The organism is Actinotalea ferrariae, from assembly GCF_019733465.1.
Taxonomy (GTDB): Bacteria; Actinomycetota; Actinomycetes; order Actinomycetales; family Cellulomonadaceae; genus Actinotalea; species Actinotalea ferrariae_A.
Window position 1 is genome coordinate 1 of record NZ_JACVQL010000243.1, and the last position, 5,572, is coordinate 5,572.

6 protein-coding genes are annotated in these 5,572 nt (G+C 74.4%); all 6 read right to left on the minus strand.

The genetic code is table 11. The annotated features are described in order from the left end of the window. Nucleotides 1–1,689 (minus strand): chromosome segregation SMC family protein (locus ICW40_RS16770; RefSeq protein WP_221655152.1); only part of this gene is annotated, 1,689 nt, incomplete at its 3' end. Between the two features lie 35 nt (nucleotides 1,690–1,724). Continuing rightward, entirely contained in the window at nucleotides 1,725–2,150 is a 426-nt protein-coding gene (ndk, locus tag ICW40_RS16775) for a nucleoside-diphosphate kinase (protein ID WP_221655153.1), read from the minus strand. A gap of 47 nt (nucleotides 2,151–2,197) precedes the next feature. Next, nucleotides 2,198–2,593 carry a DUF4233 domain-containing protein gene (locus ICW40_RS16780; protein ID WP_221655154.1) on the minus strand — a complete coding sequence of 132 codons (396 nt, stop codon included), beginning with the start codon at nucleotides 2,591–2,593 and terminating at the stop codon, nucleotides 2,198–2,200. 134 nt (nucleotides 2,594–2,727) lie between these two features. Then, complete coding sequence (locus ICW40_RS16785) at nucleotides 2,728–4,437, minus strand: MDR family MFS transporter (RefSeq protein WP_221655155.1); 1,710 nt, start codon at nucleotides 4,435–4,437, stop codon at nucleotides 2,728–2,730. Nucleotides 4,438–4,521: 84 nt separating this feature from the next. Next, on the minus strand, nucleotides 4,522–5,184 hold the full coding sequence (locus tag ICW40_RS16790) for a TetR/AcrR family transcriptional regulator (RefSeq protein ID WP_221655156.1): 663 nt from the start codon (nucleotides 5,182–5,184) through the stop codon (nucleotides 4,522–4,524). Between the two features lie 82 nt (nucleotides 5,185–5,266). Next, nucleotides 5,267–5,572, minus strand: a 306-nt coding sequence (locus ICW40_RS16795; RefSeq protein WP_221655157.1) for an HPr family phosphocarrier protein, incomplete at its 5' end; no start/stop codon positions are given.

Below are 5,572 nucleotides of genomic sequence, written 5' to 3' on the forward strand. Positions count from 1 at the left end.
CGCGTCGTCCGTGCGCAGGCGCCGCAGGGCGTCGACGGCGACGTCGACCGACTCCACGGCGACGGCGTCGGCCGCCGCCCCGAGCGCGGCGGCGATCGCGTCCTCGTAGCCCGGCTCGACGCCGAGCAGGGCCGCGACGGAGCCGAGCGTGCCCGGCAGGTCGTCGGCCGCGAGGAGGGCGCCCGCGCCGTCCTTGCGGACCAGGCTCATCTCGAGCGCCTCGACGCGCGCCGTCCACGTCGCGCGCTCGCGCTCGGCGGTCCGCTCCGCCTCGCGCAGCGTGGCGAGCGCAGCTCCCGCCGCCTCGAGCGCCTCGACGGCCGCCTCGTGCTCGGCGTCCAGGCCCTCCTCGCCCTCCTCGACGCCCGCGACCTGGGACTCGAGGGCCGTGAACTCGACGCTGGCCTCGTGGCCACGCCGCTCGGCCGCCGTCAGCGCCTCACGCAGCCGCCCGATCTCCGACTCCGTCGCCTCGAGCCGGCTGCGGCGCGCAGCCACCTGGCCGGCCAGGCGGGCGAGCCCCTCGCGCCGGTCGGCGACGGCGCGCTGGAGCGTCGCGACCCGCCGCTCGGCGTCCTGCGCCTCCTTCTCGGCCTCCGTGCGGTGCGCGGTGGCCGCCTCCACGGCGACGCGGGCGAGCTCCACCTCGGTCGCGAGCTCGGCCTCGGCCGCGCGCGCTCGCTGCGCCTGGGCGTCGAGGTCGTCGGGGTCGCGTCCGCCGGGCTCGGCGTCGCGCTCCGCCGAGCCCAGGAGCCGCAGGCGCTCCGCGGCGAGCGTCTGCGTCCCGCGCAGGCGCTCGCGCACCGACGAGAGGCGGTACCAGACCTCGCTGGCCTCGGACAGCTCGGGGGCCGCCGCGGCGGCGGCGGTCTCGAGCGCGGACAGGCGCGTGCGAGCCTCGGCGAGGCCCGCCTCGACCTCCGCCCGACGCGCCTTGAGCGCCGTCTCGTCGGCGATCTCCTGCTCGAGCGTCGCGGTCAGCTGCGCCAGGTCGTCGGCGAGCAGGCGCGCACGCGCGTCGCGCAGGTCGGACTGGACCGTCTGCGCCTTGCGGGCGACCTCGGCCTGACGCCCCAGCGGGCCGAGCTGCCGCCGGATCTCCGCCGTGAGGTCGCCCAGGCGCGTGAGGTTCGCCTGCATCGCCTCGAGCTTCCGGAGCGCCTTCTCCTTGCGCTTGCGGTGCTTGAGGACGCCCGCGGCCTCCTCGATGAAGCCGCGCCGCTCCTCGGGCGTCGCGCGCAGCACGGCGTCGAGCTGGCCCTGGCCGACGATGACGTGCATCTCGCGGCCGAGGCCCGAGTCCGACAGGAGGTCCTGGATGTCCAGGAGCCGGCAGGCCGAGCCGTTGATCGCGTACTCGGAGCCGCCGCTGCGGAACAGCGTCCGCGAGATCGTCACCTCGGTGTACTCGATCGGCAGCGCGCCGTCGGAGTTGTCGATGGTCAGGCTCACCTCGGCCCGGCCCAGCGGGGGGCGGCCGGAGGTGCCGGCGAAGATGACGTCCTCCATCTTGCCGCCGCGCAGAGACTTCGCGCCCTGCTCCCCCATGACCCAGGCGAGGGCGTCGACCACGTTCGACTTGCCCGACCCGTTGGGCCCGACGACGCAGGTGACCCCCGGCTCGAAGCGCAGGGTCGTCGCGGACGCGAACGACTTGAACCCGCGCAGGGTCAGGGTCTTGAGGTGCACGGGGCGAGCCTACGGGCGCACGAGCGGGTCACCCGTCACAGGGACGGGAACCACAGGCCGATCTCACGGGCCGCCGACTCGGGCGAGTCCGACCCGTGCACGAGGTTCTCCGTCACCGGCTTGCCCCAGTCGCGCCCCAGGTCGCCGCGGATGGTCCCGGGCGCGGCCGTCGTCGGGTCCGTGGTGCCCGCGAGCACGCGGAAGCCCTCGATGACGCGGTGGCCCTCGACGACGGCGGCCAGCACGGGGCCGGAGCTCATGAACGCGAGCAGCGGTGCGTAGAACGGCTTGCCCTCGTGCTCGGCGTAGTGCGCGCCGAGCAGGGCGTCGTCGGCGGTGCGCAGCTCGGCCGCGACGAGCGTGTAGCCCTTCGCCTCGATGCGGCGCAGGACCTCGCCGACGAGGCCCCGGCGGACGCCGTCGGGCTTGATGATGACGAGGGTGCGTTCCGCCTGGCTCATGGCGGCAACCCTAGCGGTGGCGCGGACCCGGCCGGACCCGCTGAACCTCAGCCCGAGGCGGCCGCGACGCGTTCGGCACGCTCGCGGTCGATCCGGCCGCCCAGCCGCAGAGCCACGATCCACAGCACGGCGAAGATCGCGCCCACGACGAACATCATGGGCACGGCGACGCCCGTCGCGAGCACGGCCAGCTGGAGCACCGAGCCGGCGACGTACCCGGCCGCGGTGCGCAGCAGCCCGGACGAGAGCACGAGCGAGAGCGCGAGGGCGCCCGCGACGCCCCACACGACCGACGGCGGCGCGACCCGCAGGCCGAAGGCCACGAGCGCCGCGAAGCCGACGACGAACGCCTCGAGCACGAGGATCGTCGCGGCGAACTGACGGCGCGCGGACCTGGTCCGGGCCGGCGGTGCGGCGGGGTCGGGGGCGGCGGGATCGGGCACGGCGGCCACGCTACCCGCGTGGCCGCCGTCCCTGTGCCGGACGCCGGCGTCACCCTGGGCACCGCGCTGGGTGAGGCCCCGGGTGACGCGCGGGGCGACGCGACCCGGCTGGCCGGCCGGGCCCGTCCCCGCAGTCAGTCCCGGGCCTCGCTCACCTGACGCTCGCGCGCGTCGACGTCGGACGCCGCCGAGCCCTCGAGCACGACCACCTCGTCCTCCGCCCTCGCAGGAGCGGCAGCGGGCACCGTCGCCTGGCCCGCCCGGACGTCGTCGCCCGCGACGGCCTCGCCGCGCGCCACCATGCCGGCGACGTCGGACAGCGCGACCTCCTTGAGGAAGAGCGTGAGCAGGAAGCCCAGCGCGAGCACCGGGACGAGGTACCAGAACGCCGGGGCCAGCGCGTCGGCGAACGCGTCGACCACGCCCTCGCGCAGCTGCTCGGGCAGCGCGTCGAGCGCCGCGGGCGTCAGCGACGCGGGCCCGCTCTCGCCCGCTCCGGCCGGCACGCCGGCGAAGAGCGGCTCGAGGCGGTCGCTCAGCCGGCCCGTGAAGACCGTGCTGAAGAGGGCGACGCCGACCGCGGCGCCGATCTCGCGGAAGAAGTTGTTGGCGCTCGTCGCCGTCCCGAGCTCGTGCGGGTCGACCGAGTTCTGCACCGCGAGCACGATCGTCTGCATGACGAGCCCGAGCCCGGCGCCCAGGACGAAGATCATCGTGCCGAACAGCAGCATCGAGATGTCGCCCGTGAGGCGCGTCATCCAGATCAGGCCGAGCGTGGAGATGAGCATCCCCGCGATCGGGTACATCCGGTAGCGCCCGGTCTTCGTGATCGCGATGCCGGACCCGATCGCCGTCGCCATGACGCCGACCATCATCGGCAGCAGGAGGAAGCCGGACTCGGTCACGCCCGCGCCGGTCGCCATCTGCAGGAACGTCGGCAGGAAGGTCAGCGCGGCGAACATGCCCATGCCGATGATGAAGCCCACCGAGGTCGCGATCGCGAAGGTCGGGTTGCGGAAGAGGTGCAGCGGCAGCAGCGGCTCCTCGGCACGACGCTCGACCATGACGAAGGCGACGATCGCGACCACGGTCAGGGCGAGAAGGCTCTGCAGGCGCCAGTCGGCCCAGTCGTAACCCGTGCCGCCGGAGAAGCTCTCCCAGCTGGTCACGAGCACGAGGCCGGACGTGCCGAGCACCATGAGCACGATGCCGGCGACGTCGATCCTGCGGCCCGAGCGGTGCGTCGGGAGCTTGAGCGCGAACCACGCGACGACGAACGCGCCGATGCCGATGGGCACGTTCAGCCAGAAGGCCCAGCGCCACGTCAGGTGGTCGGTGAAGAAGCCCCCGAGGAGCGGGCCGATGACGGCCGCGATGCCGAACAGCGCGCCCATCGGCCCCATGTACTTGCCGCGCTCCTTGGCCGGCACGACGTCCGCGATGATCGCCTGGGACAGGATCATGAGGCCGCCGCCGCCGAGCCCCTGGATCGCGCGCCACGTCACGAGCTCGCCGAAGCTGCTCGCGAGCGCACCGCCGATCGAGGCGAGGGTGAACAGGCCGATCGCGACGAGGAACGGCCAGCGCCGGCCCCACAGGTCGCCGAACTTGCCGTAGAGCGGCATGACGATCGCGATCGCCAGGATGTAGGCCGTCATGACCCAGCCCTGGTGCTCGACGCCGTCGAGCTCGCCGACGATGGTCGGCAGCGCCGTCCCGAAGATGGACTGGTCGAGCGAGGACAGGAACATGCTCGCCATGAGTGCGCCGAAGATCAGCCAGATCGTGCGGCGGTCGAGGACGACGAGCGGCGCCTCGGAGGTGGGGGGTGGGGCGGTGGCCATGGAGGTCCTCGGTCGTGTCGGTGCGTGGGCGGTGGTGCTGGGGGTGGGACGCGCGTGTCCCGGGTGGACGTCAGCAGGCGGGAGTCAGGAGAGCGGTGCCTCGCGCATGAGCTCGCGCAGCTCGCGGATCACGTGCGGCACGCCGTCCTGGACCGGGCCCTCCTGTCCGGAGGCCTCCCAGGTCGCGAACGTCGCGCGGGTGAGGGCCATCACGAGGAGGGTGAGCAGCTCGACGCGCGGCGCCCCCGGCTCGACGCCCAGGCGCGCGGCCACGAGCGCCGCGATCTCGGCGTGGTGCCGTTCGAACGCGAGCACCTGGCGGGCGAGCAGCCGTGGCTCCCGACGCGCGAGCGCCATCGCGCACGCGATGCGTTCGCGGCTGGGGTGCGGGCGGTCGACCAGGGCGACGACGAGCCGCTCGAGGTCCTGCGGCAGCGAGCCCGTGGGCCCCCCGGCCGCGAACGTCGCGGTGACCTCCGGGTCGAGCACGAAGGGCTCGAACGCCAGCACGGCGTCGTCCTTCGACTCGAAGTAGTTGAAGAAGGTCCGGGTCGAGACCCCGGCGTGGGCGCAGATGCCCTCGACCGTCACGCCGTCGAGGCCGTGCTCCTCGACCAGCACGTGCGCCGCATCGATGAGGGACTCGCGCCGCGCGCGCTTCTGCCGTTCCCGCAGACCGGGGACGGACTCGCCGCCGTTCACGGGGGGCGTCCCCGGGGTCTCCGGCGCCACGAGGTCGGTCTGCACGAGTGCAACGTTACGTTCGATGAAATGTTGCAGTCAATGCAGCGTGACGCTTCTCACCCGGTGCTCTTGCACCGAAGTGCGCTCAGGGCGACGTCGCGCCCGCCTCGCCGAACCCGCTCTCCAGCAGGGCGACGACGCCCTCGACCGCCTCGGCCGCACCCTGCCCCTGCGCCTCGACCGTGAGCGTGGACCCGCCGGCCGCCCCGAGCGCCATGAGGGCGAGCACGCTCGACCCGTCGACGCCCTGGACCCGCACCGGGACGCCCGCGTCGGCGACGTGCCGGGCGAGCAGGGCCGCCGGACGCGCGTGGAGCCCGAGCGGGTTGCGGAGCACTGCCGAGGCACGCACCACCTCGCCCTCCGCCGCCTCGGCGGCGTCGCCCGGGCC

Coding starts and splice junctions, on each gene's coding strand:
- ndk (WP_221655153.1), bottom strand. CDS start 2,150: ATGAGCCAGGCGGAACGCACCCTCGTCATCATCAAGCCCGACGGCGTC.
- ICW40_RS16785 (WP_221655155.1), bottom strand. CDS start 4,437: ATGGCCACCGCCCCACCCCCCACCTCCGAGGCGCCGCTCGTCGTCCTC.